This window comes from Marinococcus sp. LNHM4E3-1, assembly GCF_056034405.1.
Genome location: NZ_JBQLID010000008.1, coordinates 82,074 through 104,633 on the forward strand (window position 1 = coordinate 82,074; position 22,560 = coordinate 104,633).

Annotated in this window: 24 protein-coding genes; 2 read left to right on the forward strand and 22 right to left on the reverse strand. The window is 49.9% G+C overall.

Going from position 1 to position 22,560, the window contains the following annotated elements; translation table 11 throughout:
* Nucleotides 1–4: 4 nt before the first annotated feature.
* The 10 genes from ACTRXI_RS10385 to prfA all read right to left on the reverse strand — a co-directional run bounded on the left by ACTRXI_RS10385 (nt 5) and on the right by prfA (nt 8,544).
* The gene (locus ACTRXI_RS10385) at nt 5–373 is read right to left on the reverse strand and encodes an ATP synthase subunit I (RefSeq protein WP_474262351.1); all 369 of its coding nucleotides are present in this window, start codon (nt 371–373) and stop codon (nt 5–7) included.
* 445 nt (nt 374–818) lie between these two features.
* Nucleotides 819–1,448 carry a uracil phosphoribosyltransferase gene (gene upp, locus ACTRXI_RS10390; protein ID WP_474262352.1) on the reverse strand — a complete coding sequence of 210 codons (630 nt, stop codon included), beginning with the start codon at nt 1,446–1,448 and terminating at the stop codon, nt 819–821.
* Between the two features lie 192 nt (nt 1,449–1,640).
* Nucleotides 1,641–2,135 (reverse strand): peroxiredoxin family protein, encoded by a 495-nt coding sequence (locus ACTRXI_RS10395; protein WP_474262353.1) that lies wholly within the window; start codon nt 2,133–2,135, stop codon nt 1,641–1,643.
* Between the two features lie 158 nt (nt 2,136–2,293).
* Nucleotides 2,294–3,553: a serine hydroxymethyltransferase gene (gene glyA / locus ACTRXI_RS10400; RefSeq protein ID WP_474262354.1), complete on the reverse strand. Its 1,260-nt coding sequence runs from the start codon at nt 3,551–3,553 to the stop codon at nt 2,294–2,296.
* A 214-nt stretch (nt 3,554–3,767) separates the two neighbouring features.
* Nucleotides 3,768–4,313 carry a TIGR01440 family protein gene (locus ACTRXI_RS10405; protein ID WP_474262355.1) on the reverse strand — a complete coding sequence of 182 codons (546 nt, stop codon included), beginning with the start codon at nt 4,311–4,313 and terminating at the stop codon, nt 3,768–3,770.
* Between the two features lie 24 nt (nt 4,314–4,337).
* Nucleotides 4,338–4,775 carry a ribose 5-phosphate isomerase B gene (gene rpiB, locus ACTRXI_RS10410; RefSeq protein ID WP_474262356.1) on the reverse strand — a complete coding sequence of 146 codons (438 nt, stop codon included), beginning with the start codon at nt 4,773–4,775 and terminating at the stop codon, nt 4,338–4,340.
* 72 nt (nt 4,776–4,847) lie between these two features.
* The gene (locus ACTRXI_RS10415; RefSeq protein WP_474262358.1) at nt 4,848–5,303 is read right to left on the reverse strand and encodes a low molecular weight protein arginine phosphatase; all 456 of its coding nucleotides are present in this window, start codon (nt 5,301–5,303) and stop codon (nt 4,848–4,850) included.
* A gap of 25 nt (nt 5,304–5,328) precedes the next feature.
* A complete protein-coding gene (locus tag ACTRXI_RS10420) occupies nt 5,329–6,381 on the reverse strand; it encodes an L-threonylcarbamoyladenylate synthase (protein ID WP_474262359.1) in 1,053 nt (350 codons plus the stop codon).
* Between the two features lie 223 nt (nt 6,382–6,604).
* Nucleotides 6,605–7,471: a peptide chain release factor N(5)-glutamine methyltransferase gene (gene prmC / locus ACTRXI_RS10425; RefSeq protein WP_474262360.1), complete on the reverse strand. Its 867-nt coding sequence runs from the start codon at nt 7,469–7,471 to the stop codon at nt 6,605–6,607.
* Nucleotides 7,471–8,544 (reverse strand): peptide chain release factor 1, encoded by a 1,074-nt coding sequence (gene prfA, locus ACTRXI_RS10430; protein ID WP_322525642.1) that lies wholly within the window; start codon nt 8,542–8,544, stop codon nt 7,471–7,473. The genes prmC and prfA overlap by 1 nt, the downstream gene beginning before the upstream one ends.
* Nucleotides 8,545–8,756: 212 nt before the next feature.
* On the opposite strand from prfA, the gene ACTRXI_RS10435 reads away from it, so the two are divergent.
* Nucleotides 8,757–10,085: an FAD-dependent oxidoreductase gene (locus ACTRXI_RS10435; RefSeq protein ID WP_474262361.1), complete on the forward strand. Its 1,329-nt coding sequence runs from the start codon at nt 8,757–8,759 to the stop codon at nt 10,083–10,085.
* 58 nt (nt 10,086–10,143) lie between these two features.
* Here the strand turns inward: ACTRXI_RS10435 and ACTRXI_RS10440 are convergent, their stop codons facing one another.
* From ACTRXI_RS10440 to ACTRXI_RS10475, 8 genes are all read right to left on the reverse strand, one after another.
* On the reverse strand, nt 10,144–10,722 hold the full coding sequence (locus tag ACTRXI_RS10440; protein ID WP_474262362.1) for a thymidine kinase: 579 nt from the start codon (nt 10,720–10,722) through the stop codon (nt 10,144–10,146).
* Nucleotides 10,723–10,812: 90 nt separating this feature from the next.
* Nucleotides 10,813–11,055 (reverse strand): type B 50S ribosomal protein L31, encoded by a 243-nt coding sequence (locus tag ACTRXI_RS10445; RefSeq protein WP_022794589.1) that lies wholly within the window; start codon nt 11,053–11,055, stop codon nt 10,813–10,815.
* 88 nt (nt 11,056–11,143) lie between these two features.
* On the reverse strand, nt 11,144–12,421 hold the full coding sequence (rho, locus tag ACTRXI_RS10450; protein ID WP_322525560.1) for a transcription termination factor Rho: 1,278 nt from the start codon (nt 12,419–12,421) through the stop codon (nt 11,144–11,146).
* A gap of 345 nt (nt 12,422–12,766) precedes the next feature.
* The gene (gene glpX, locus ACTRXI_RS10455) at nt 12,767–13,738 is read right to left on the reverse strand and encodes a class II fructose-bisphosphatase (RefSeq protein WP_322525559.1); all 972 of its coding nucleotides are present in this window, start codon (nt 13,736–13,738) and stop codon (nt 12,767–12,769) included.
* 18 nt (nt 13,739–13,756) lie between these two features.
* Nucleotides 13,757–15,043: a UDP-N-acetylglucosamine 1-carboxyvinyltransferase gene (locus tag ACTRXI_RS10460; protein ID WP_474262427.1), complete on the reverse strand. Its 1,287-nt coding sequence runs from the start codon at nt 15,041–15,043 to the stop codon at nt 13,757–13,759.
* A 250-nt stretch (nt 15,044–15,293) separates the two neighbouring features.
* Nucleotides 15,294–15,938 (reverse strand): fructose-6-phosphate aldolase, encoded by a 645-nt coding sequence (gene fsa / locus ACTRXI_RS10465; RefSeq protein ID WP_091613202.1) that lies wholly within the window; start codon nt 15,936–15,938, stop codon nt 15,294–15,296.
* A 142-nt stretch (nt 15,939–16,080) separates the two neighbouring features.
* A complete protein-coding gene (gene fba / locus ACTRXI_RS10470) occupies nt 16,081–16,944 on the reverse strand; it encodes a class II fructose-1,6-bisphosphate aldolase (RefSeq protein ID WP_319632668.1) in 864 nt (287 codons plus the stop codon).
* Between the two features lie 248 nt (nt 16,945–17,192).
* Entirely contained in the window at nt 17,193–17,561 is a 369-nt protein-coding gene (locus ACTRXI_RS10475; protein WP_474262363.1) for a response regulator, read from the reverse strand.
* Nucleotides 17,562–17,675: 114 nt separating this feature from the next.
* On the opposite strand from ACTRXI_RS10475, the gene ACTRXI_RS10480 reads away from it, so the two are divergent.
* The gene (locus ACTRXI_RS10480; RefSeq protein ID WP_474262364.1) at nt 17,676–18,197 is read left to right on the forward strand and encodes a DUF2529 family protein; all 522 of its coding nucleotides are present in this window, start codon (nt 17,676–17,678) and stop codon (nt 18,195–18,197) included.
* Nucleotides 18,198–18,260: 63 nt separating this feature from the next.
* Here ACTRXI_RS10480 and ACTRXI_RS10485 read toward each other — a convergent pair whose 3' ends face one another.
* From ACTRXI_RS10485 to ACTRXI_RS10500, 4 genes are all read right to left on the reverse strand, one after another.
* Nucleotides 18,261–19,862, reverse strand: a complete 1,602-nt coding sequence (locus tag ACTRXI_RS10485; RefSeq protein WP_474262365.1) for a CTP synthase — start codon at nt 19,860–19,862, stop codon at nt 18,261–18,263.
* Nucleotides 19,863–20,113: 251 nt separating this feature from the next.
* A complete protein-coding gene (gene rpoE, locus ACTRXI_RS10490; RefSeq protein ID WP_474262366.1) occupies nt 20,114–20,650 on the reverse strand; it encodes a DNA-directed RNA polymerase subunit delta in 537 nt (178 codons plus the stop codon).
* Nucleotides 20,651–20,811: 161 nt separating this feature from the next.
* Nucleotides 20,812–22,263 carry a sodium/pantothenate symporter gene (panF, locus tag ACTRXI_RS10495; RefSeq protein ID WP_474262367.1) on the reverse strand — a complete coding sequence of 484 codons (1,452 nt, stop codon included), beginning with the start codon at nt 22,261–22,263 and terminating at the stop codon, nt 20,812–20,814.
* The gene (locus tag ACTRXI_RS10500) at nt 22,260–22,535 is read right to left on the reverse strand and encodes a YhdT family protein (protein WP_474262368.1); all 276 of its coding nucleotides are present in this window, start codon (nt 22,533–22,535) and stop codon (nt 22,260–22,262) included. The genes panF and ACTRXI_RS10500 overlap by 4 nt, the downstream gene beginning before the upstream one ends.
* Nucleotides 22,536–22,560 lie beyond the last annotated feature (25 nt).

Genomic DNA, 22,560 nt, shown 5'->3' on the forward strand with positions numbered 1-22,560 from the left:
AAAACTACTTTTCTTTGCTGAAGTGAACGGATAAAGCATAAAGCAGCAGATAAGGACTGAACAATCCAATCACAAGGTAAAGCAGACGGAATTGTTCCGGAAACCGGACATAGAGCATGGCAATGACTACTCCTACTGCGAGCCTTGTGGCCATGCCAAACGGAAAAATCTTTTTTTCCGCGAGTACCGCCTTCTGGATTCGTTTTGTCTCCCGGTGGGCGTGCCAGATATTAAAAGCTCCTCCGCACGCTCCTGCAAATAAGCTCACTGCTTCCTGCCGGAACGCTGGAATCAGCGCCGGAGCACCAAACAATACAAGCATGCCAGCCAATCCTATAAATAACGAGCGGAGATACAAGCTTGTATCATTCATGCGCGGGCCACCTTTTCCTCCGAAACAGACTCATTAGTCCGTTAATACACTACGAAATCCATTGAGAGAATTTTTACACAACTTTATGTAACGTGGTTGTCCCCTGCATGTTTTTGGCAAAAAAAAGAAACAATTGCGTGGATCCTGCCGTTCATGAAGGAAATACAAATTTCTCCCATATGTAAACCTTATCATACGTTCTTCATCATCGTACAATAGCCGCCACATGATGTCAATGGACGAAATTAACGAAAACCCTGTATTGTCGCGTGTTTCAGGCATTTTCTATTTTGTGTCTATTAAGTGACATTTTCATATCTTCAAGCCAGGTAAAAGCTGGGCAGAAAGCATGAACGTGTTCTCCCACTGCCCCGCCTCATTAACAGAATATCCTTTTATAAATCAAAGAGCTTTTCCCGTACGTGCGGAAAAGCTCTCTCATCTATTATTTCGTGCCGAATAAACGGTCTCCTGCGTCCCCGAGGCCCGGAACAATGTAGCCTTTGTCGTTTAACTTCTCATCCATCGAAGCCAGGTAAATGTCCACGTCCGGATGTGCGTCCTGAACGAGTGCCACTCCTTCAGGCGCTGCGATTAAACACATGAGCTTGATATTCTGGGCTCCGCGTTTTTTCAGGCTGTTCAATGCCTCAATAGCAGAACCGCCTGTCGCAAGCATCGGATCAATCACGATAAATTCCCGCTCTTCGACATCACTCGGAAGCTTCACATAATATTCTACCGGCTGCAGCGTTTCCGGATCCCGGTACAGCCCGACGTGCCCTACTTTTGCTGCCGGGATCAATTTGATGATACCGTCGGTCATGCCGAGTCCTGCGCGCAAAATCGGCACCACTCCCAGCTTTTTGCCTGCAAGCGTATAGGATTTGGCCGGTCCCACCGGAGTTTCCACCGTTACTTCCTGAAGCTGAAGGTTTCTTGTAATCTCAAACGCCATCAGGGTAGAGACTTCATCGACAAGCTCCCGGAATTCCTTCGTTCCTGTTGAGACGTCCCGGATGAATGTAAGTTTATGTTGAATGAGCGGATGATCCAGTACATGTACATTTCCCATAAGTATAGTCGGCTCCTTTTTCCCCGGCATCAGCCGGTGCTTATTAACCCATGTCCCTATCGAACATATTCTTTAGAAATTCTACCTAAAAAGCGTGATGGATTCAAGGTTATATAAAATGACAGAAATATGCCGCAACTTCTGCGTGCTGCTGGAAATAACAGCAGCGCCCGGATGCACTGCTGCGAACGTTTATTTTAAATTGTCTTCAATGTATTTTACCGTTTTGCGCAGCTCTTTCGGACCCGGCCGGCCGAATGGATTTGTCTGGCGGTGCTGGTATAAAAATCTGCCTTCTTCGTCGATCAGAAAATATGCAGGCTCCCCGTGGGCTCCGTGATCTTCATATGGCGCTTCCGAGCTGTGATAAAAGACGCCGTAATCGTCGAGTACCTTAAGTGCTTCGTCGACAAGCACCGGGAACGTGAGTCCGTATTCTTCGGTCATCGTACGCAGGTCCTCAGGATTATCGGTGGAGATGGCTGTGATATTTACATTATTATTTTCAAAAAAACCGCGGTGCTCTTCCCAGGCCTGCAGCTCTTCCTTACATACCGGACACCATGAACCCCGGAAAAACACGAGCAGCTGCCATCCCTTACCTATTTTTTCTTCGAGTTTAAATTCTTCGCCGTTCACATCAGCAAGCGTGAACATCGGCGCTTTTTCATTTAGTGCAAAAACCATTTGAACTCCTCCTTTTCCCAATCTACATATACCCTAACACACTTGCATTCACCCCTGAAAAACAAAGGCGTCCGCCAAAAGGAATAAAAAAACAGCTGCCTCCTTTAAATAGGAGAACAGCTGTATTCATGCCCCTTTTTTGACCGGGGTCCGCCATTTTACAGATATTCGTAAATTGGGAAACGGCCCGTTAAAGTTTTCACGCGCTCAGCCGCTTCTTTTAATGCTTCCGCGTCTTCATGGTTTTTCAGCGTATAGGCAATGATGGCGCCTATTTCCTTCATTTCTTCTTCCCCAAAGCCTCGGGACGTAACAGCTGCAGAACCTAGACGGATACCGCTTGTAACGAATGGCTTTTCCGGATCATACGGAATGGCATTTTTGTTCGCTGTGAGGCCGACTTCGTCCAGCGCTTTTTCCGCTATTTTCCCTGTCAGCTCCAGGCTGCGGGTATCCATCAGCACGAGGTGGTTGTCGGTGCCGCCCGAAACGACGTTAATTCCTTCATTCTGCAACGAGTCGCTTAAGCTTCGCGCGTTTTTCACGACGTTTTCGGAATACGTGACGAAATCCTTCTGCAGTGCTTCGCCGAAGGCAACAGCTTTCGCCGCAATCACGTGCATAAGCGGTCCGCCCTGCAGACCCGGGAATACTGCTTTATCAATCTTTTTGCCGAACTCTTCCTTACAAAGCACGAGCCCTCCACGCGGTCCGCGCAGCGTTTTGTGTGTTGTTGTCGTAACAAAGTGCGAATGAGGAACCGGGTTTTGGTGCACTCCTGCTGCTACCAGTCCGGCAATGTGTGCCATATCAACCATCAAGTACGCATCCACCTCATCGGCGATTTCACGGAATTTTTTAAAGTCAATTTCACGCGGATACGCACTTGCACCGGCGACGATTAATTTCGGCTGCGTTTCTTTTGCCACGCGAAGCACTTCATCGTAATCAATCACCTGATCTTCTTTAGTCACACCGTATTCCACGAAATTGTACTGAACACCACTGAAGTTGACGGGGCTTCCGTGGGTTAAATGGCCGCCGTGGGAAAGGTTCATGCCAAGCACCGTGTCACCGTGATTTAAAATCGTATAGTAAACCGCCATATTTGCCTGGGCGCCGGAGTGAGGCTGCACGTTCGCATATTCTGCCGAGAATAGTTCCTTCGCCCGGTCAATGGCGAGCTGTTCGACCGTGTCCACATGCTCACAACCGCCGTAGTAGCGGCGATTCGGGTAGCCTTCCGCATATTTGTTGGTAAGCACAGACCCCTGCGCTTCCATTACTGCACGGCTCGTGAAGTTCTCCGAAGCGATCAGCTCGATCTTGTCGCGCTGGCGCCCCAGCTCCTTCTGCATTGCCTCAAATATGGCCGGATCCTGCGTTTGTACACTTTCTGCATTTACCTTTGCTTCCATCTGTAAATCTCCCTTCCCTTTCGGTACAATAACGAACGATTATCTTTTCCGCGAATATTTCATTCGTTATTTTTCTCTCCATGTTACTATGTTTTTCATTGTAACACGTATTTTTTAGGAAATTCCGTACCTTACGAAATTTTTTCGAATTTCTTTATTTCCTTTCTGCATCTGAAGAAAAAAGAACCGCAGCATGCGATTCTTTTTCCGGAGACTATTCGTAGCGGGCACGCTCACCGCCGATCAGCTTCGGCCGTGTTTTTGCCATCGTTACATAGGCAGAACCAATTTGCTTCTGCGGGCCGCGTACCGGAACCGCCACCGGCTTCAAATGCATACCGATCAGGGTGGATCCGATATCAATGCCTGCATCTGCTTTTACTGCTTCGATGACAACCGGATCGCTCATGTGTTTATACGCATACGAGCTCATCGAACCGCCTGCTCTCGGGTGGGGCACCACGCTTACAGCTTCGAGACCGTAAGCCTCTGCCGTCTCCCTTTCCACCGTAAGCGCACGATTAATATGCTCACATCCCTGAAACGCAAGATATACGCCGGTTTCTTCCCGGAACTCCTGAAAGACATCAAACAGCGCTTCGGCGACTTCCTCAGATCCTGCCTTACCGATATGCTCGCCGAGCACTTCACTGGTGCTCGTGCCAATCACAAGCACCTGGCCGCTGCGGAGTGATGCCTGTTCCTTTAATGAAGCTAACAATTCCCGTAAAGGCTGCTGCCATTCTGCTTTGTTCACCATGACAACTCATCCTTTCTTCGTTCCTTATTCTTCAATAGCCGATACTTTTTGAATGCGGTCGGCGTGACGGCCCCCAACGTGCTCCGTGCTGATCCAGGCTTTGACAATTTCGCCGGCAAGGCCGGATCCAATAACTCTAGCGCCCATCGCCAGTACATTACTGTCGTTATGAGCCCGGGTCATCTTTGCACTGAATACGTCATGGACCAGCGCGCAGCGGATACCGTTAACTTTATTAGCAGCAATCGACATGCCGATGCCCGTACCGCAGACAAGAATCCCACGGTCCACTTCGCCGGCCGTTACTTTTTCAGCCACCGGAACCGCATAGTCCGGGTAGTCCACAGAATCACTGCAGTCACAGCCCAGGTCTTCGTATTCCACCCCTGCTTCATCCAGTACAGCTTTAATTTCCTCTTTTAATTCATATCCGCCGTGATCGGCACCCAATGCTACTTTCATGTCAACCTCTCCTCCGTTTGATTGTACTGTTTTCAGTCTCTCACGTATCCATCCGCCTGTAAATCTCCAGGCTCAGTCCAGCGACTTTTCTTTCCTGTACCGCTCCCATGCTGCCTGAAGCGCTTCTTCCATTTCCTCTGCCGTTTCGTGATATACCTTCCGGCCTCCGCCGATAGGGTCTCCAATATCCTTATCCCCATCGCTTTGGGCATATTCCTTTAAGAGCACCGTTTTCGTTTCCGTACCCGGAAACATCCGCTGCATAATATCTTTATGCCCCTGGGTCATTGCAAAGATAACGTCCGCCCAGTCGATTAATTCCTTTGTGAGCGGCTGGGATTCATGATCCATCTCCACCTGTCTTTCATCCATCGCCCGGACGGCTTCTGTTGCTGCCGGCTCTCCATTTGTAGCCATTACACCGGCTGAAGCCACCTCCACCTCCGGATAATGGTGCTTCATCAGCGCAGCAGCCATCGGACTCCGGCACGTGTTCCCTGTACAAATAAACAATACGTGATAACTCATCGTCATCGACTCCTTGCAGAAGTTTTCATTGTTCTGAAGATGCTGCTTTTTCCAGACGGTTCATGAGTGCGGTGCCAATCCCTTCTTTTGAAAAAACTTCACAGAAAGCAGCGTCCACCTCCATTGTATCTAATTCACGAAGAACAGCGTACAATTTTGCTGCCGTTTCTTCGGGCACCCGGCGCGAGCCTAAACTAAGAAAAGCATCCGCCTGCATCCACGCTGATTTTTTCTCTTCCACGGCAAGCACCGCTACCTTCTTTCCTTCCTCCTGGCAGGCCCGGAGCTTTTTCTGCCATGCTTCCTCCGGCCCTTTCATTAAATAGAGGGATGTCGCCGGCGAATAGTGACGGTATTTCATCCCCGGTGCTGCAGGTGCTTCCTCTGAAGGAGCACTTTGCGAATAGCGGACTGTGTCCGGGCCGAGCACCTGCTCGATCTGCTCTTTAGTAACTCCTCCCGGACGCAGAATCCAGCATACTTCTGACGTACAATCCACGACGGTGGACTCCACTCCGTATCCACACGGGCCGCCATCGATTACCGCATCAATTTTCCCGTCCAGGTCACTGTAGACGTGCTCCGCCGTGGTCGGGCTCGGGGACCCGGACCGGTTGGCACTCGGCGCTGCGACCGGCACACCTGCGTGTGCCAGTACTGCCTTTGCCACCTCGTGCTCCGGAATCCGTACAGCTACTGTGGATAACCCAGCCGTTACAAGAGGCGACAGAGGGGTTTCTTCCGTCAATGGGAATATGAGCGTCAACGGACCGGGCCAGAATGCGTCCATCAGCTTTTCCATGCTCTCTGTCCATGTAACCCCGAGCGCAGGGAGCTGGGCACGGTCAGCAATATGGGCAATCAGCGGATTGTCAGGCGGACGGTTTTTAGCTTCAAAAATTGCCCGGACAGCATCCGTAGACAACGCGCTTGCCCCTAGACCGTAAACCGTTTCCGTCGGGAGAGCCACTGTTTTGCCCTGCGTTATCCACAGCCCCATTTCCTTTAGTACAGAGTTCTCCGCCGAGGCTTCATTTATTTTATCCACATTTTTTATAACCGTCTGTTTATAACTCATTCAGCTTTCGTTCCTTCCAAAAATTTAAAATGCCTTAACAACAGGGTTTATTTTACATTAATTTAGGTTTTTCACATTGTTAACAGGAGCTTATTTTCTGTGGATAACTTTGATTTATGCTGTTAATTCAGTCTTTTAATTTACATTATTTACGAAAATTTAATGTTTTCCACATATATGGAGGTATTTGTCTTTTGTTATCCACAAATCGTGGATAACTTTCTCACTTATTCACAACTGTAACGATTCGGTCGTTCCCATTCAAGTCTTTAATTACCTGGACCCTTTTTCCCGGAAACACTTTTTCAGCTGCCTCCATCACTGCTTTCCCCTGCTGCCAGCCGATTTCAAAGGCAAGCAGCCCGCCCGGAGCCAAAACTTCAGCAGCATATTTGATAATTTCTTCATAGCTGTGGATTCCTTCTTTTCCTTTACCAATTAAAGCAACCGCAGGCTCCTGGTCCCGGACAAGCGGGTCGAGCTGCTCCCATTCCTCCTTTGGAATGTAGGGAGGATTGGATACAATAACGTCCGCCTGTTCTTTCCGGGCGGCCATGCCTTCAAGAAACGATTCCTGATGAAAGGCGACCGGCGCCTGCAGCCGGTCTGCGTTTCGTTTAGCCGTTTCAAGCGCCCGGGTGTCAATGTCAACGGCCTGCACCTGTGCCGCCGAAAGCTCCAGCGCGAGCGTAACTGCGATGATGCCGCTGCCTGTGCCAACGTCGACAATCCTCGGAGCATTCAGCTCTTTGTTTTTTTGCACCCAGTCGATCACGTGCCAGACGAGCTCCTCGGTTTCCATCCGGGGAATCAGCACATCCGGATTGACGTGAAACTCGCGCTCGTAAAAAAAGCTGCTGCCGGTTAAATGCTGCACCGGCGTCCCGGCTGCGTGAAGACGCACGTCCTGCTGAAAATGCTCCCATGCCTGTAACGGCACCGGCTCTCTCGCAGCGGTCAGCAGCTGGGTCCGGGAAAGCTTCAGATGATGCTCCAGAAGCCAGTCGGCTGCCGTCTCTTCTCTTCCGTGCTCACCCAAAAAAGAAGAAGCCCATCTCCGGGCTTCAAATACAAGTAGTTCTTCTTTCATTACGCTTCGCCTGCTTTTTCCATCAGCTCGGCCTGTTCTTCCATTACTAGCGGCTCGATAATCTGGTCAAGCTCTCCCTGGAGAATCTGGTCCAGCTTTTGCAGCGTCAGGCCGATACGGTGGTCGGTTACGCGCGTCTGTGGAAAATTGTACGTTCGGATCCGCTCGGAACGGTCCCCGGTTCCTACCGCTGATTTCCGGTTTTCATCGTACTCCGCCTGGGCTTCCTGCTGGAATTTGTCATACACCCGGGCACGAAGAATCGTCATTGCTTTTTCTTTGTTTTTAATCTGGGATTTTCCGTCCTGACAGGAAGCGACAATGCCTGTCGGCACGTGGGTCAGCCGCACCGCCGACATAGTCGTGTTTACACTCTGGCCGCCGGGCCCGCTCGCTGCAAACGTGTCAACGCGGATATCCTTATCGTGAATGTCCACCTCCACTTCCTCGGCTTCCGGAAGGACAGCTACGGTAGCTGTGGATGTATGCACGCGTCCGCCTGATTCCGTGCTTGGCACCCGCTGAACCCGGTGGGCCCCGTTTTCATATTTCATTTTCGAATATGCCGAATCGCCGTTAATCATAAAAATGATTTCCCGGTAGCCGCCGAGCTCACTCGCGTTCGATTCCACAACTTCTGCTTTCCATCCCTGCTTCTCTGCATAACGGGAGTACATTTTGTATAAATCAGCGGCAAACAGCGCCGCTTCTTCCCCGCCCGCGGCTCCGCGTATTTCAATAATAACGTTTTTATCATCGTTTGGATCCTTTGGAAGAAGAAGTCTCCGGAGCTCTTCCTCCTGGTTTTCAATACGCTCGCTCAACTCTTCGACTTCCGATTTTACCATGTCTTTCATTTCTGCATCGAGCTCGTCTTCAAGCATCGATTTCGCTTCATCAAGCTGCTGCCGGGCTTCTTTATACTCCCGGTAAACCTCCACTGTACGCTGCATCTGTGCCTGCTCCTTGGACAGCTCCTTAATTTTATTCGGATCGTTTGCGATTTCCGGATCGCTCAGCTGTTCGTTTAAATATTCATAACGGTCTTCTACCGTCTGTAGTCGCTCTAACACACCGTTCACCTCTATTTTTTAAATTTTATCCGGCTGGAATGTATTTCGTTACGTTTTACACGCTTCTCATTCTCCTTTACAGTATACTAATTATAATACAGGGGCATAGGGGCGTCAAAATACCACCGCATCCAGAAATTTCGTTTGATCAGCGCAGGAGCGGGGAAACCGCCCTGTAAATGCCTATTGTTTCAGCAGAAGGGGGAAAAACGATGAAATACGTTATTATTGGCGGAGATGCTGCCGGCATGAGTGCAGCTATGCAGATCTACCGGCAGGACGAAAATGCAGAAATTATTACGCTCGAAGCAGGAGAGATTTATTCCTACGCCCAGTGCGGTCTCCCTTACATACTCGGAGGTGAAGTCGATGACAGCGCGAATTTAATCGCCCGCGACGTCGATACATTCCGGGAAAAGTACGGCATCGATGCCCGGGTGAACCATGAGGTGACTGGCGTCGATGCGGATAAAAGAGAAGTGACCGGTATACATACCGGCACCGGCAAGCCGTTTCAGGTTACGTACGATAAGCTTCTGATTGCTTCCGGCGGGCGCCCGCTTCTGCCGGACTGGCCGGGACGGGAGCTTGAAGGTGTTCATACGCTAAAAACGATTCCGGATGCCGAAACGATCAAAGCAGATCTTGCGCACGTCAACCACGTCACTGTCGTGGGCGGAGGCTATATCGGCCTTGAAGTGGCAGAGAACTGTATTCACGCCGAAAAGAAAGTGACGCTTTTGCAGCGCGGCGATCAGCTTGCCGGCATATTCGATCCGGATATGGCAGCCTATATCGCTGAGGAAGCGGAAGCGAACGGCATTGAGTTGCTGTTTGAGGAAAACATTCAGCATCTTTCGGGGAGAACCCGGGTGGAAGCCGTTCATACCGATCGCCGGGTGATCGATACCGATGCGGTGATTGCCGGCGTCGGACTGCGCCCGAATACAGAAATGGTGTCCAAATGCGGCCTGTTCCGGCAAGCGAACGGGGCCCTTCAGGTGAACCGCTACATGGAAACGAACATTCCCGGCATTTATGCTGCCGGCGACTGTGCCACCCAGTTCCATAGGATCAAAGAGATCGACGATTATCTTCCGCTCGGCACGCATGCCAACAAGCAGGGCCGGGTCGCCGGCCTAAACATGGCCGGAAGCGTAAAGTCCTTTAAAGGAGTAACCGGCACCTCCATTCTCCGCTTTTTCAGCCTGACGCTTGGGAAAACCGGCATCTCCGAAGCGGAGGCTGCTGACATGCGCTTTCCTTACCGCAGTGAGATGCTTACTACCTCGAGCCATGCCGGCTATTTCCCGGGAAATAGTAAGCTTCATATTAAAGTCACGTACTGCCCGGACACAGGCATCATCCTCGGCGGCCAGCTGATCGGCGGTGACGGCACAGATAAACGACTCGATGTTCTGGCGACCGCCCTCTTCCATCGTATGACCGTAACTGATTTTGAGGATCTGGACCTGAGCTACGCTCCGCCGTACAACAAAGTGTGGGATCCACTCCAGCAGGTGATCCGGCGGGCGAAGTGACTGTGCCCCTGCAATAGATAAAGCCAGCCGGCACTGCTCCGGCTGGCTTATTTTTTGTTTAAAGGGCGATGGGCGGATTGGCATGGCATCTCCGGCATACCGGATAGTAGGAATCATTGCCGCCAATATGGATCTGATCGCCCGTATAAATCGGCCGGCCCTTACCGTCGAGTCTTAAATTCATGACTGCTTTTTTATGACAGAACCAGCAGATGGTCTTCATTTCCTCGATTTTATCCGCGTAGAGCAGCAGGTGTTTGCTGCCTTCAAACAGTTCATTTTGAAAATCGTTTTTCAGGCCGAAGCTCATCACCGGAATATTAAGATTATCAACAATTTCCGCGAGCTGAATGATATGCTCCTGGGACAGAAACTGTGCCTCATCCACGAGGATGCAGAACGGGCGCTCTTCTTCCTGACGAACGATATCGTAAATGTTTGTCTCTTCAAACACAGGCACAGCCTCGCGCTCCACTCCGATTCTGCTTGCTACAAATCCGACTCCGCGCCGGTCATCCAGACCGGAGGTGAAGATGAGCACTGGCTTGTTCTGCTCTTCATAGTTATGGGCCACCTTTAAAATTTCGATGGACTTGCCGCTGTTCATTGTTCCGTATTTAAAAAATAACTGCGCCATATTTTTCTCCCCTGCTTATCGGTTTCGGTTCGTGCTCGTGATATAAAAAAGGCGGAAGCCGCAGCTTCCGCCTTTACCCAACCATTGTGCTTAGCGGTTGTATTTTCTTTTGAACTTGTCCACACGGCCGCCGGCAGTGTTCTGCTTCTGCTTGCCGGTGTAGAACGGGTGGGAGTCGGAGCTTACCTCAATTTTGATTACTGGGTACGTGTTTCCGTCTTCCCATTCGATAGTTTCAGACGAGCTTTCTGTCGAACCGCTCAAAAACTTGAATCCCGTACTTGTATCCATAAATACAACTTTATGATATTCCGGATGCACTTGTTGTTTCATAGCTGGTCACTTCCTTTCGATTCTTCTCTTTTTCACACATAACGAGATTATAACAACTTCCCCGAAATTTATCAATCGTTCATTTCGTTTATTTCTTTCCGGTCGTTACTTTTCCCTGCTTGTCTTTTTGAAGCTCCTCAAAAAATTCTTCGTTCGTTTTGGTCTGCTTAATGCGCCGGATAAAGTGATCTACGAAATCCGGGGAATCGTTCATCGTCTTGCGGATCGCCCATAAATTATCCAGATGCTCTTTAGAAACGAGCAGTTCTTCTTTCCGGGTACTCGAGCGGCGGATATCGATCGATGGGAAAATACGGCGCTCGGCCAGACGGCGGTCGAGGTGGAGCTCCATGTTTCCTGTCCCTTTAAATTCCTCATAAATCACATCGTCCATCCGCGACCCGGTTTCTACAAGGGCCGTTGCCAGGATGGTCAGGCTTCCGCCTTCTTCAATATTACGGGCCGCCCCGAAGAAGCGCTTCGGACGGTGAAGGGCTGCCGGGTCAATACCACCGGAAAGCGTCCGGCCGCTTGGCGGCAGCACCAGGTTGTACGCCCGTGCAAGACGGGTGATGCTGTCGAGCAGAATGACGACATCCTTTTTGTGCTCCACAAGCCGCATCGCCCGTTCAAGAACAAGCTCAGAAACTTTAATGTGGTTTTCAGGCACCTCATCGAATGTAGAGCTGGCTACGTCTCCGTCTACAGAACGCTCGATGTCTGTAACCTCTTCCGGACGTTCGTCCACAAGCAGCACGATCAGCTCGGTTTCCGGATGGTTTTCAGTAATGCTGTTGGCGACTTCCTTCAACAGCGACGTCTTTCCGGCTTTTGGCGGAGCCACAATGAGTCCGCGCTGGCCGAAGCCTACCGGGGTAATCAGGTCGATAATCCGTGAAGAGGCGCGATTGGGATGAGTTTCCATCTGCATGCGCTCGTCTGGATACAGCGGTGTCAGGGCCGGAAAATGCGGGCGCTCCTTCGAAGAGTCCGGGTCCTCCCCGTTGACTGCTTCCACCTGCAGCAGGCCGTGGTACCGCTCCGAATCCTTTGGCGGACGTACCTTTCCGGAAACCTTATCCCCATTTCTCAGGTCAAAACGGCGGATCTGCGAGGCAGAGATATAAATGTCCTCCGTGCTCGGCAGATAGTTAATCGGGCGCAGAAAACCGTAGCCTTCTGTCTGAATAATTTCAAGCACGCCCTCCATAAACATCAGGCCATCTTTTTCCGCCTGTCCTTTTAAGATCGCAAAGACAAGTTCCCGTTTGTTTAATTTGCTGTAATACGATACCTTGTATTCTTTGGCGAGCCGGTACAATTCTTTCAGCGTCATTGTTTCGAGCTCTGCGATGTTGACTGCCAATGCGGTCACCACTTTCTTTTTCTATTATGAATGTAAAAAAATAATCATGTATATTAGTTCCGTCAACGTGAAGAAACACTTACACTTTGTGAATGTAAGCTGCCTTTTTTATTTCCGTTATGGCTTTCCGGCAAAAAGTGTTGGGATAATTGGAAGATAAGAAAAGGAACGGATGCTCTGCATAAAGGAGAGGAGAACTGTTGAATGGCAGTAAACGTTTTACGAATACGGATAGTACTTCATTATTTTAACTTTGAACGCCTCTGTCTGCAAGTGAAATTATCAGCACAGAACGCTTCCGGTATAAAATGAGAAAAGGACAGGTATCCCTGCCCTCTGCCCGTTCTATTCGTCTCTGATAACAAAATCCGGCTTTTTCTGCACGTTGTGCTTGCCGTCAACAAAGCGGACCGTGCCTGATTTCGCCCTCATGACAAGAGACTGGGTCGTGGCTTTGGAGCTTTTAAAATTCACGCCCTTCAGCAGCTCACCCTCTGTCACACCGGTAGCGGCAAAGATGCAGTCCTCCCCGCCGACCAGATCCGACATAAGAAGCGGGCGGTTGACGTCGTCAATACCCATTTCTGTGCACCGGGCCAGTTCATCGTCGTTCTGCGGAAGGAGCTTGCCCTGCATTTCCCCGCCCAGACATTTAAGTCCGACAGCGGCGATAACGCCCTCCGGAGCTCCTCCGGAGCCGAGCAGTATATCCACGCCTGTTTCATCAAAGGCGGTATTAATCGCACCGGCCACATCCCCGGCAGGAATCAGCTTGATGCGGGCACCGGTGTCGCGGACGTCCTGAATCAGTTTAGCATGGCGCTCTCTGTCTAAAATAGTGACAACAACGTCTTCGATATCCTTGCCTTTCGCCTTTGCTACGGCGTGCAGGTTGTCTGCGACCGGCGCATCGATATCAATTGTCCCGATCGCTTCAGGTCCTACCGCAATTTTATCCATATACATATCCGGAGCATGGAGAAGCCTTCCATGGTCAGCAATGGCAAGCACCGCGAGAGCGTTCCAGGAGCCGCTGGCGACGATTTCTGTACCTTCAAGCGGATCTACCGCCACATCGACTCTCGGGCCGAAACCGGTCCCGAGCTTTTCCCCAATGTAGAGCATCGGAGCTTCATCCATTTCCCCTTCGCCAATGACCACAGTCCCTTTCATCGGGATCGTGTCAAACACATCGCGCATTGCGCTTGTAGCAGCATCGTCGGCCTCATCCTTTTTTCCACGGCCCATCCAGCGTGCAGACGATAACGCCGCTGCTTCGGTCACTCGTACTAACTCCATCGATAGACTTCTTTCCATTGTTATACTCCCCCAAGCTTAAGAATTTTGAATTTCCTGCATTTCCTGTTCGCTGATAGTCTCTAAACGAATGTCAGCGCCCAAATAACGCAATTTGTGCTCAATTTTTTCATAGCCCCGGGCCACATGCTCAAACCCGGTAATAACGGTACGGCCTTCAGCCATCAGCCCGGCTACAATCAGGGCAGCTCCGGCTCTCAGGTCGCTTGCTGCCACCTGTGCTCCCTGAAGCTGCGCCGGCCCCCGCACAATCGCAGTGCCTTCACCAGTAGTCACGTCCGCTCCCATGCGCGATAGTTCATCCACATGCTTGAACCGGGACGGATAGATGGTGTCGTGAACAATCGTTTTTCCTTCTGCTCTTGTCATAAGCGCTGTGAACGGCTGCTGCAGATCAGTAGGGAATCCGGGATAAACGAGGGTTTTTAACTGCACGGCCTGCAGCCGGTCCGCCCCGGTGATCCGGACCGAATTGTCATACCATTCAACGCCTGTTCCTGTTTCCCGGAGCTTGGCCGTTAACGCTTCGAGGTGATCCGGAATGACGTTGTCTATCACTACTTCACTGCCCATAGCCGCACTGGCAATCATATAGGTGCCCGCCTCGATCCGGTCAGGGATAATCGAATGAGTGCATCCGTTCAGCTCTTCTACACCGTCAATCCGGATAACGTTTGTTCCCGCGCCTTTAATATTTGCTCCCATATTTGTCAAAAGCGTGGCTACGTCGATAATTTCCGGTTCCTTCGCGGCGTTTTCGATGACTGTCCGGCCTTTAGCCATGACTGCCGCCATCATAATGTTAATCGTCGCCCCGACGCTCACCACGTCCAGGTAAATGCGGGCGCCTGTCAGCTCTTTAGCGTGAATATGGAGCGAGCCGTGTTCATTTTCGACCGTGGCACCGAGAGCTTCGAAGCCTTTGATATGCTGATCAATCGGCCGCGGGCCAAGATAGCAGCCGCCCGGCATGCCGATAACCGCTTTTTTAAACCGGCCGAGCATCGCCCCCATCAGATAGTAGGAAGCACGCAGCTTCTTTACTTTGCCGTTTGGCATCGGTATCGGACGAACATTCTTTGCATTGATTTTCATTCGGTGATTTTCTGTTTTCACATTCGCTCCAGCGTCCTGCAAAATTTCAGCCAGCGTGTCGATGTCGTGAATGTCGGGAAGGTTTTCAAGAGTCACATGGCCATTTGCCATCAACGCTGCCGGAACAAGCGCCACTGCACTGTTTTTCGCTCCGCTGACCGATACCTGTCCTTCAAGCGGCCTGCCGCCTTCAATAATCATTTTCTGCATGCAATCATCCTCTATAGTCATTATCCAGCATCCTCAGCCAGTCTGTATGGACGGCATGTAAAAGCTGAAGCCCGGGTCCGGATCCGGGCAGGAACTCTTCTTTTTATACTATTTGTGTCCTACTAATCGTTAAAAGTGTTTTCTTTTTTCAGCATAGATGTTTTTCCACTTATTAGCAAGAGAATTTGGCTGAATTTTCATACAAAAAAAGCTTCTGCAGAAACCCTGCAGAAGCCTGTGCTGTTTTATTTTACTGCTTGCGGTTTTCCCAGTCGCTCAGGAATTTTTCGATTCCCTGATCTGTAAGCGGATGCTTCAGAAGGCCGGGAACGACCTTAAATGGAATGGTCGCAATATGGGCACCGCGGGCCGCTGCTTCTGCCACGTGAGTAGAGTGGCGCACGGATGCAGCAATGATTTTCGTTTCAATGCCGTGAACGTTAAAAATCTCGGAAATTTCACTGATCAGGTCCAGGCCGTTGTGGCCGATATCGTCCAGACGTCCAAGGAATGGGGAGACGTATGTTGCTCCTGCCCTTGCCGCGATTAACGCCTGTACGGAAGAAAAGACGAGCGTAACATTTGTCTGAATGTTTTCTTCTGTAAAGACCTTTACGGCTTTCATGCCTTCGAGTGTCATTGGAACTTTAACCGTAATATTCGGAGCGATTTTTGCGAGCTCCCGGCCTTCCGTGATCATGCCTTCTGCTTCAGTCGAAATGACTTCGGCACTGACAGAACCGTCGACGATAGCCGTAATCTCTTTTAACCGTTCATGAAAGTCGACGCCTTCTTTGGCGACGAGACTTGGATTCGTGGTGACGCCGGCGAGAATCCCGAGGTCATTCGCCTCTCTGATTTCATCAACATTCGCTGTATCTACAAAAAACTTCATGCATGTTCCCTCCTATTATTTAGTACTCTTTATCCAGTTCAAGCAAACGCTTGCAAATCATTTTACTATGAGAAGAAGAAAGTAAGGCGGAGAAAGAGGCGGCCCGGTAACGGCCCCCTTTTCTTCGCTTCATACTCATTAATTACGCCTGGTTGGAAGAACCAAATTCCTGCATTTTGAACTTCACTGTTTCTTTGACGGCATCGCGTGCCGGGCCGAGGTATTTACGAGGATCATACTGGTTCGGCTGCTCTGCCAGCACTTCTCGTACTTTCGCCGCAGAAGACATCTGGCTTTCCGTGTTTACGTTCACTTTTGCGTGACCGTAACGGATCGCTTTTTTCACGTCTTCTGTTGGAATGCCTGTACCGCCGTGCAGAACGAACGGAACGTCCACGAGCTGCTGGATTTCTTCCATACGGGTAAAGCTGAGGTTCGGCTCGCCTTTGTATGGACCGTGCACAGAACCAAGCGCTGCTGCAAAGCAGTCAACACCAGTCTGCTCTACAAGCTCTTTACATTCTGCAGGAATAGCGTAAGCTTCTTCCGCTTCAGAAACGACCAGGTCGTCTTCCTGTCCGCCTACACGGCCGAGCTCAGCTTCTACAGATACGCCGATCGCGTGTGCAGCGTCTACAACGCGCTTAGTCATTTCAATGTTGTATTCAAGCGGATGGTGGGATCCGTCGATCATTACAGAAGTAAACCCTGCTTTCATTGCCTTCATGCAGTTTTCAAAGCTCGAACCGTGGTCGAGATGAATGGCTACAGGTACTGTTACGTTGTATTCTTTCATCAACGCTTTTACCAGAGTAACGACTGTTTCGAAGCCACCCATGTAACGGGCTGCGCCTTCAGAAACACCGCAGATTACTGGAGATTTTTCTTCTTCAGCCGCCTGAAGAATGGCCTGGGTGAATTCCATGTTGTTCAAGTTGAATTGTCCTACGGCATACTGATTTTTTTGTGCTGTTTTCAGCATTTCCGTCATTGATACCAATGGCATAAAAAATATCCTCCCTCTTCGTTTCAAGCAAAATGTTTGAGCAGCTTCCATACATAGTAAATATATTTAAGCGCACGAAAGCATCTGCAGCTTTTATTCAGGCTGCATCGGGTAGTGTGTATTAAAGCGTAATAATAATATGATCAGGGCGTCTTCACTGTCAGATACTTCCGCTTGAAAACAGACCGACTATGCTATGTAGATCTTACTCAAATTCTTTTTTCATTATAGCATATCGAGGCCAGTTGTCACCCTTCTTGCGAAAGTTTGCCGATGACGCTCTTTAAGTTTTCAATGTCAAACGGCTTGGCGATATAGTAATCCGCTCCGTTCTGTCTGGCCGCTTCCACCTGTTCCTTTTCACCAAAGGCAGTCATTATAATCACATAGGCGTCTTCGAGGCGGGAGGCGCTTTGAAGCTCTTTAAGCAGGGTAAGCCCGTCGATCCCCGGGAGTTTCATATCGATGATAAAAATTTCCGGCGTCCATTCTTCCACCATATGTAAAGCAAGCTCGCCGTTATGTGCTTCTTTGACGGTGTACCCCTCTTCTTCGAGTACCTCTTTTAAGAGAAGCCGGATTCCCATTTGATCATCTACAATTAACACCCGTTCCATTGCATGAATTCCTCCTTCTCTACTTTCTTCTCCCTGCAGTATATATTACTATGAGATTTATGACCACGTATGTTTCAGCCATCCATTAATTTCACAGCAGAAAAGAGGATTTTCATGAAAATTTTTTCCACCCAGCTTCAGGGTAAATTTCAAAGCATCATGGACCAGGAGGAAGAGTTTGAAGACGCAGCGCGTCTGGCTGTCCAGGCTGTCAGGGGACTGGGCAGGCTATGGGTCGCGGGATCTCCGTCCGCTCATTCCATTGCCCTGGCGCTTGCTGCTCAACCGGACGCCCCGGAAGGAACAACGGCCATTATACCTTCTCCCGAGACCGAAGCCCTGTCCGAGGTCGACCGTTTGCTTTTAATCATTCACCCCGACGAACACGAGGAGATGCTTTCGTTTATCCAGACATGCCAAAACAGCGAAACACCTTTAATTATTTACACGCAGGACGACGCCCGGATAAATGAACTGCTTGGGCCGTTAAACTGCCATATTACAGCCCCCTCGGCCGAACCGGTCATTCCGGATGAAAAGGGAGAGCGCTACGGGGACCCATTTGCTTTATCGGCTTTCTTCGCCGGTCAGCTTTTATATTTATATATTAAAGAATTATCGGATGAACTCGAATAAAGCAGAAGTATTCTGCACAAAAGAAGCCTGGATGGCGTAGACACCATCCAGGCTTACTTTTATTTATTCCCCTGCGGAGTAACGGATAAATTCGCGGAATAAAGGCTGCGGGCGGGTCGGACGGGAAACAAATTCCGGGTGAAACTGCGAAGCAACAAAGTAAGGATGGTCTGCTACTTCAATAATTTCTGCCAGACGTCCGTCCGGGCTCGTGCCGCTGAAAATAAATCCGTGGTTTTCGAGCTGCTCTCTGTACGCATTGCTGAATTCATAGCGGTGGCGGTGACGTTCATAGACGATCTCTGCCTCATCGTAAGCTTCCTTTGCCCGGGAGCCTTCTTTTAGCTTACAAGGGTAAAGACCGAGCCGGAGCGTTCCGCCAAGATCTTCTACATCCTTCTGCTCCGGAAGCAGATCGATTACTGCGTTTTTGGCGTCGGGATGAAATTCTGCCGAGCCCGCATCTTCTATGCCCGCCACGTTTCTTGCAAATTCCACGCTTGCAAGCTGCATGCCAAGACAAATTCCGAGAAACGGAATTTTCTGTTCACGTGCATAGGTGATCGCTTCAATCTTACCCTGGATACCCCGGTCGCCGAATCCTCCAGGCACGAGAATGCCATCGGCATTCTTCAGACGCTCCGCTACATTATTTTTATCCAGATCCTCCGACTGCACCCAGTCGATTTCGATGTCTGCATCAAAGTGATAGCCGGCGTGCTTCAGCGACTCTGCTACTGAAAGATACGCATCCGGAAGCGCTACATATTTTCCCACCAGGGCAATACGTACCGTTTTGCTTAAGTTTTTCACCCGGTCGACGAGCGCTGTCCATTCCGTCATTTCTGCCGGTGGCGCTGTCAGCTTCAGGTGATCGCAGACGATTTGATCCATATGCTGGCGCTGCAGTTCAAGCGGGATCTGGTACAACACTTCTGCATCCCCTGCTTCAATGACCGACTCCGAAGGAACGTCGCAGAACGAAGCAATTTTTTCCTTCATGTTTTCTGGTACCGGCTTTTCTGTCCGGAGTACAATGACGTTCGGCTGTATTCCGATGCCGCGCAGCTCTTTGACGCTGTGCTGCGTCGGTTTGGATTTCATTTCTCCTGCTGCAGATAAGTATGGAATTAACGTACAGTGTACGTACATTACGTTGTCGCGTCCGACATCGCTTTTGATCTGACGAATGGCTTCAAGAAACGGCAGGCTTTCAATATCGCCGACCGTACCGCCGATTTCTGTAATTACTACATCGGCTCCTGTTTCTCTTCCTGCACGGTACACCCGTTCCTTGATTTCATTTGTGACGTGCGGAATAACCTGTACGGTGCCGCCGAGATAGTCGCCGCGCCGTTCTTTGCGAATAACGGAGGAGTATACTTTTCCGGTCGTAACATTGCTGTTTTTGCTGAGGTTGATATCGATAAAGCGTTCATAGTGTCCGAGATCCAGGTCTGTTTCCGCTCCGTCGTCTGTAACGAAAACTTCCCCGTGCTGATACGGGCTCATCGTTCCCGGGTCCACGTTGATATATGGGTCAAACTTTTGGATAGTAACACTAAGTCCTCTGTTTTTAAGCAGTCTTCCGAGGGAAGCTGCTGTAATGCCTTTACCTAACGAAGATACAACGCCGCCAGTAACGAAAATATATTTACTCGCCATATACCTATCTGCCTCTCTTTATATAAATGTTCTTTAAAATAGTTCTTCCAGGGCCCATACCGCTGAACAGGCTTCCTTCGCTTTTCTTTGTTCATAAAAAAAACAAAAGTGGCGCCCTGCCACCATATGGAGGGGGCACACTTTTGTTTGTCGTTCATGCTTATATAGGTATCATTTTCACCTTTACGTCACAGCCCAAAAATGATTGTACCTATACGAGTTTCGAAAGTCAAGATTTCACCAAGATAAAATTACCGGTTCTCCTCTTCACTTTCCTCTGTATTGTCGCTTCCACTGTCTTCTTCCTCATCTTCTTCATCTTCGTCGAAGCCTGGTCCCGAGTTACCCGGCTCAAAGCCTTCAAGATCGTTATCATCAAACGTGTCTTCATCGGCATCGTCTTTTTTAGAGATGGCGTCCAGGTCATCAGAGATATCCACAAGGTCGTCGTCATACGTTTCTTCCTCCGGATCAATCTCTTCAGCAAGCTCATCGGAACCCTGTACTGTATGGCTCAGTTCTTCATCTGACTGATCGAGAGGATACCATCCGCGAAGACCCCAGTGGTTTTCGCCCAGATGCACAAACCGTCCATCCAGATTCATGGATGTAAACAATTTGATCATCCGGCTTTTTCTTTCCTCTTCTGTGTACCCTTTTAATTCCGTCAGACGGTCCATAACTCTCGTATAGCCTGATGCTCCGCCCTCTTCTTCGAGGATCATATACGCCAGCTCCATCGAAGACATTTCCCTTACCTTTTCTTCGCTCAACTCGTTTATTTTCACAGCTTCATCGCTCCTTTTCACGAACATGCCCTTATGCTGATTGCTTTATATTAATCGCTTCATCGCTACGAAAATTCATACCTAAAATTATAAACATATTTCGAAGGAAAATTCCATAATTATTATTCAATTCTTACTGATAGAATTTACCGGCCACCTGTCTAATTGTTTTCCAGGGGCCTCCATTCGTTCTGCTGCCGGCTTGTAACAAGAGACACGAGTACAAACGCGGCAAGTGAAAATAGAACAGGCATGGCTACTTCGTGCATACCGAGCCACCCCGGGAGCCAGATCGAAATAATCATGTACGACGCGATACCGGTAATCATCGCTGCAAGCGCTCCCCATCCATTTGCCTTTTTCCAATACAGCCCTAAAACGATTGGCCAGATAAACGCGGCTTCCAGCCCTCCAAAGGCAAACAGATTCAGCCAGATTAAAAACTCCGGCGGGCTCCACGAAATAGCTACCACGATAATGCCGACTGCTGCTGTAACAATCAGACTCAGCAGGCGTATTCTGTTTTCCGAAGCGTCCGGCCTGATATAGTTAATGTATACGTCTTTGACTACTGAGGAGCTGATCATCAGAAGCAGAGAATCCACGGTGCTCATGATAGCCGCCATGGGTGCTGCCAGCACGATACCGGCCAGCCATCCGGGGAGAACGCTCATCGTCAGCTCCGGCATAACGGTATCGGCAACTTCAATGCCCGGGACGACGACGCGGCCCATCACACCGGCCATATGCATCCCAAACATCATAAAAGCAACCACTGCCGTTCCGATAAGAAGCGCACGGTGCATAGCAGCCGAGCTTTTATATGACATCGCCCGTACTGCCACCTGGGGCAGTCCGACCACTCCCACACCGACTAAAATCCAGAATGACGATACATAGAGGGCGGTTAAATCCCCATCTGCGCCAAACGGTGTAACGAGGTTTGGGTTTTCCTGATACAGGGAGGTCATGATATTGTTCATGCCGCCTCCGGCTATCAGTGTAGCGGTAAAAATGATCAGCGTACCGACGACCATAATAATGCCCTGTACCGCATCTGTCACCACCACTGCCCGGAAGCCTCCGATGATTACATAAAACAGCACCGCTGCTGCAAACAGAAACAGGGACGCCTGATAGCTCATGCCGGTGACCGATTCGATCAGTCTCGCTCCACCTACCCACTGGGCGGCCATAGCGGAAAATAAAAAGATTACAATGCTGAATGCTCCCAGAATGACAACCAGCCCGTTATTGTAGCGGGAACGGAGAAAATCCACCAGTGTGACAGCCCGGTACCGGCGGGCCATGACGGCAAACCGCTTCCCGAGGATCATCAGCGTGAAATAGCCGGTAACCACCTGCGACATGGATAACAGCACCCAGCCAAGCCCGCGGTCGTATGCAATGCCGGGGCCTCCAACGAAGCTGCTCGCACTGCCGTACGTCGCAACCATTGTCATGGCCAGCACCAGTCCTCCAAGCTCACGGCTTCCTAAATAGTAGTCATGAAGAAAAGAAGCGGCACCCGACCTTTTTTTAGCCGACCAGATACCGATCGCAAACGTAAAAAGTAAAAAAACGACTAATGGTACAATCACTTCTATATTCATCGGTCTTCCTCCTGATCAAGAGGAATATCGCGGAGGACGAACTTTACGACAAACCAAAGAGTAACGAGTAAAAGCACCGGTCCGAGTACGCAGCTGTAAAAAAGCCAGTCAGGCATACCCAGTATGTATTGATAATCCTGAGGGTCTCTGCCCCCAAGCCCATATGCAAAACCAAACCACCAAATAAAATGGCCCACAGCAATAGCAACACCAAGAAGCGCTTCCCTGGCTGTGAGCTGCTGCAGCTTTCTCTCTTTTTCTTCCAGGCTCATGATCATCCTCCATTTATTTCGTTCC